General features: G+C 62.2%; 7 protein-coding genes. 4 read left to right on the forward strand and 3 right to left on the reverse strand.

Annotation, left to right across the window (positions count from 1 at the left end; translation table 11 throughout):
• The 4 genes from WCB02_RS15365 to WCB02_RS15380 all read left to right on the forward strand — a co-directional run.
• The coding region (locus WCB02_RS15365; RefSeq protein WP_423959178.1) for a TOBE domain-containing protein at window positions 1–670 on the forward strand (670 nt) is incomplete at its 5' end.
• A gap of 128 nt (window positions 671–798) precedes the next feature.
• The gene (locus tag WCB02_RS15370; protein WP_423959180.1) at window positions 799–1,224 is read left to right on the forward strand and encodes an Hsp20 family protein; all 426 of its coding nucleotides are present in this window, start codon (window positions 799–801) and stop codon (window positions 1,222–1,224) included.
• A gap of 50 nt (window positions 1,225–1,274) precedes the next feature.
• Window positions 1,275–1,538 (forward strand): DUF1150 family protein, encoded by a 264-nt coding sequence (locus WCB02_RS15375; protein WP_423959181.1) that lies wholly within the window; start codon window positions 1,275–1,277, stop codon window positions 1,536–1,538.
• Between the two features lie 201 nt (window positions 1,539–1,739).
• Window positions 1,740–2,309 (forward strand): GNAT family N-acetyltransferase, encoded by a 570-nt coding sequence (locus tag WCB02_RS15380; protein WP_423959183.1) that lies wholly within the window; start codon window positions 1,740–1,742, stop codon window positions 2,307–2,309.
• Window positions 2,310–2,452: 143 nt separating this feature from the next.
• On the opposite strand, the gene ptsN is transcribed toward WCB02_RS15380, so the two are convergent.
• The 3 genes from ptsN to rpoN all read right to left on the reverse strand — a co-directional run.
• Entirely contained in the window at window positions 2,453–2,914 is a 462-nt protein-coding gene (gene ptsN, locus WCB02_RS15385) for a PTS IIA-like nitrogen regulatory protein PtsN (RefSeq protein ID WP_423959185.1), read from the reverse strand.
• Window positions 2,915–3,137: 223 nt separating this feature from the next.
• Window positions 3,138–3,737 (reverse strand): ribosome hibernation-promoting factor, HPF/YfiA family, encoded by a 600-nt coding sequence (gene hpf, locus WCB02_RS15390; protein WP_423959188.1) that lies wholly within the window; start codon window positions 3,735–3,737, stop codon window positions 3,138–3,140.
• Between the two features lie 78 nt (window positions 3,738–3,815).
• On the reverse strand, window positions 3,816–4,578 hold a 763-nt coding region (gene rpoN, locus WCB02_RS15395; protein ID WP_423959190.1), incomplete at its 5' end, for an RNA polymerase factor sigma-54.

Here is a 4,578-nt window from a genome sequence, read left to right on the forward strand (position 1 = left end):
GCGACAGCGCGTGGCGATGGGCCGCGCTATCGTCCGGCAGCCGAAGGTGTTTTTGTTCGACGAGCCGCTGTCCAACCTCGACGCCAAGCTGCGGATTGCGATGCGAGTCGAGATCCGAAAATTGCAGCGTCGGCTGAGCACCACCTCGATTTACGTCACCCACGACCAGCTCGAGGCGATGACGCTCGCCGATATCCTGGTGGTGATGAATGGCGGCCAGGTCGAGCAGATCGGCAATCCCCTCGCCATCTATCAGAAGCCCGCGACGACCTTCGTTGCCTCCTTCATCGGTGCGCCACCGATGAACCTGATTCCGCTCGGCAATTCCGACCTCCGCGTGGAAGGGACCGGCGATGCCGGCATCCTGGGGATCCGCCCCGAGGACTTCCATCTGTCCGATGACGCGGCGCCCGCCGGCGGCCTGGCGCTCGAGTTGACGGTCGAGACCATCGAGCGGGTGGGGGCGGAGACGTATATTTACGGGCTGCGCTCGAAGCAGGGCGGCCGGCCGGCCATCAGCGCAAGACCCGGCGAACCGCCGCCGGGCGAAATCCTGGTCCGCATCCCCGGGCAGAGCGGTCCTGCGATCGGCGAACGGATCACCGTGGCAGCGCCGCGCGAAAAGCTGCATTTGTTTCGCGCGGACGGCCGCGCGCGGCTCGACTTATAGCTTCCTAACGGCTTTCCTGCAGTCCCTTCAGGTGCTTGAACACTCCGCCATCGTGCCCATATTGTTCCGCAAGGGGTGCCGCAAGGGCCCTGAAACTTCAAAGTCGCTTCGAGAGGACTTTGTAAACTATGTCTCGTGTTCCTTCGTTATCCAGTCCTTTTCTGCTGGGGTTCGACGAGATCGAGCGGGTGCTCGATCGGGTCGTAAAGGGTGCCGACGGTTATCCTCCCTACAACATCGAGCGCTGTGAACGCAGCAATGGCCAGCCTGAGCGGTTGCGCATCACGCTGGCGGTTGCCGGATTCACCCGCGACCAACTTGATGTGACTATTGAGGAAAATCAACTCGTCATCCGCGGCCGGCAGCAGGATGACAAAGCCCGGCAATACATCCATCGCGGCATCGCCGCGCGTCACTTCCAGCGCACTTTCGTACTGGCGGAGGGGATGCAGGTACTGGGTGCGGATCTGAAGAACGGGTTGTTGTCCATCGACCTGGCCCGGCCTGAACCGGAGAGGATCGTTAAGACAATCGCTATCAATGAACACGAATAATGGAACGAGTAGCGGACTCGACCGCTTAGTTCGACACAGGAGTCGAGACCATGACAGACGGGAATGTTGCCTACGAGCCGCGCGTCTCGCTGGAGACGCTTGAGACCCTTGGCGAGGGCCATATCGCCTATGTGAAGCAGATTCGCTCGGAGGACGTGCCGGAGCTGTTTCCGCAGGCACCCAAGATCGCGCCAGGACTGAAGCTGTTCGCGCTGCATGCCGCGGACGGCACGCCGATCATGCTGACCGACAGCCGCGAGGCCGCGATCGCCAACGCCTGGAGCAACGAATTGCAGGCCGTCAGCGTGCACTGACGGCGAACGGGCCGCCGTCGAAGGCAAAGATCGAACGCCAGGATCGGTGGCACGTTTTGAAGGCCTCGGTTTGCGGGTCCAGACAAGAACACCGTAAAGACGCGCGGGCGCCAGACCTCGTCGAGTGGAGGCCGGCCCCGCGCCATTTGTTCGTCGATTTCTCCGGATACCTCTCAGGCATGAGCGAACCGGAGTGCCGATATGGAATACCAACAGATATCAAGAGTTGAAGCGGCGCCCGCACAGCCGCTCGCTCATGCACTTCTTGCGCTCAACAACACGCATGTGCAGGAGCTGTCATGGCTGCAGCCGAGGCGGCTCGAATATCTGGTCGAACATGCCTTCATGGCGCGACGGATTGGCCATCTCGATGCGTTCATCGTGGCGTTCGATCAGGACGCGCCCTATGACAGCCCGAACTTTCTCTGGTTTCGTGCCCGCTATCCACGCTTTGTCTATGTTGACCGGATTGTGGTCGCGCCATCGGCCCGCGGGCGCGGTTATGCGCGGCTGCTCTATCGCGATCTGTTCGACCAGGCGGAGCAGGCTGGCCACGAGCGAATCGTCTGCGAGGTCAACGCGCAGCCACCAAATCCCGCCTCGGACGCGCTTCATGCCGCACTGGGATTTAGCGAAGTGGGCCGAGCGAGCATCCACGACGACAGCAAAACTGTCCGCTATTTGCTGCGACCGCTCCGCCAGCGCATCACCCATCAGGGCATGACGATGACGACGCATCTCGAAGCCGGCGCACTCTGCGCGCCCGGATGAGCCTCGCACACGCCGATCGTGTTGCGTCGCCGCCGGCGCGCCTCGAACGGGCACGAGAGAACACAGATGGCACGGCGCCCTATCCGGGCAAATCCCAGTCCCGTCGCGTTCAAGCGCCGGCCGCGCCGCGTTTTGTGTACGAGTCAGGCCGCGCTTGCTGGCGGCAGTGCCAGCACCGAATAGATCGCCTGCGCATCGCGCGAGGCGCGCAGCTTCTTGGCGACGTCCTGGTCGCGCAGCAGGCGGGCGATTCGGGCCAGCGCTTTCAGATGATCGGCCCCGGCGCCCTCCGGCGCCAGCAGCAGGAATACGAGGTCGACCGGTTGGCCGTCCATCGCTTCGAAGTCGATCGGGCGCTCCAACCGGGCGAACAGGCCGAACAGCTTTTCGAGCTTAGGAAGCTTGCCGTGGGGTATGGCGACGCCATAGCCGACCGCCGTGGTGCCGAGTTTCTCGCGCTGCAACAAGACCTCGAACACCGCGCGCTCATTCTGCCCCGTGAGCTCGGCCGCTTTTGCGGCGAGCTCCTGCAATGCCTGCTTCTTGCTGTTGACCTTCAACGCCGGGAGGATCGCCTCGGGTGCGACCAGATCGGTAATCGTCATGGGGCGTTCCGAGGTGAATTGACCATCAGGTTGCGAAATAGGCCTTGAGAAGCCGACGTCAAGAAGCCGAAACGGCAGACAGGCGTATGTCCGGGTCCTGATGTGGGGGCTTCTACTCCAACGGGGCGGCGGTGCCAACACCTGCGAGGAGCTTCTCGCATCCTAGCCTTAAAATCGATGGGCCATCGCGAAAAGGCGCCAAAAAGCATCAAAAAGCCATCCGTCAGGATTTTACTGCCGGAGGATCGACCCAGCCGATATTGCCGTCCGAACGTCGGTAGATGATGTTCATCCGGCCGCTTGAGCCATGCTGGAACACCAGGCAGGCGGCACCGGTCAGATCGAGCTCCATGACGGCTTCGCTGACCGAAAGCCGCTTCAGGGCGGTGGTCGCCTCCGCGATGATCACCGGATTGTAGCCGGACACGTCGTCGTCGCCTTCGGCCGGAGCCTCGATCACGTAGCTCGGCGCGTCCAGGGGCGCAATCATTTCGGCCATCGCGGCCGAGGCCGCGTGGGCTTTCCGGGCGGAACGGTCCTTCAGCCGGCTCTTGTAGCGGCGCAGGCGCTTTTCGATCATCAGCAATGCCTGGTCCGCGCTGGCATAGGCGTCGGGGGCGTTCGATTCCGCCTCCAGCGTGATCCCGGAATCCAGATGCAGCGCACAATCGGTCCGAAAACCGAAGCCATCCTTGCTCAGCGTGATATGACCGGAATAGTTGCCGTCGAAATATTTGCGCAGTACCTCCTCGGTCCGCTCGCTGAGGCGTCCGCGTAGCGCGTCGCCGACGCTGATGCTTTTTCCGGAAATCCTGAGAGTCATGGAATGCCTCGATGGGATCGAGCTGGAGAAGTCCGACACTATCGCGAATCGACGCGGACGCAATCGGGGCGAGATACTTCAGGTCGGCAGCGCCAGCGCACTTTGCTTATCGCGGCGGCGCTGCACCGAGGACGGGATTCGCATCGCCTCGCGGTATTTTGCGACCGTGCGGCGGGCAATTTCAATTCCGGCCTCGCGCAGCCGTTCCACGATGGTGTCGTCGGAGAGGATCGAAGCCGGATCTTCCGCATCGATCAGCTGCCTGATGTGGTGACGTACGGCTTCCGCCGAATGCGCCTCGCCGCCATCGGCGGAAGCAATCGAGGCGGTGAAGAAATATTTCAGTTCGAATGTGCCGCGATTGGTCGCCATGTACTTGTTGGCGGTCACGCGCGACACGGTCGATTCATGCATCTGGATCGCATCCGCCACCGCTTTCAGGTTGAGCGGCCGCAGATGAGCGACGCCGTGGGTGAAGAATCCATCCTGCTGGCGCACGATCTCGGTCGCAACCTTCAGAATGGTGCGGGCTCGCTGATCGAGCGCGCGCACCAGCCAGGTCGCGTTCTGCAGGCAATCCGTGAAATAGGACTTGTCGCCATCCTTGCGGATCGTCTTCGACAATTCGGTATAATAAGTCTGATTGACCAGCACGCGCGGCAAGGTGTCGCTATTGAGCTCAACATGCCAGCCGCCATCGGGCCCTGGCCGCACATAGACGTCGGGGACCATGGTCTGCATGCGCGCCGCGCCGAACCTCAATCCCGGCTTCGGATTGAGATGCCGGATTTCGCCGATCATGTCGACGATATCCTCGTCATCGACCGCGCAGAGCTTGCGC

Origin of the sequence: Bradyrhizobium sp., from assembly GCF_049581145.1 — a bacterium.
Lineage (GTDB): Bacteria > Pseudomonadota > Alphaproteobacteria > Rhizobiales > Xanthobacteraceae > Bradyrhizobium.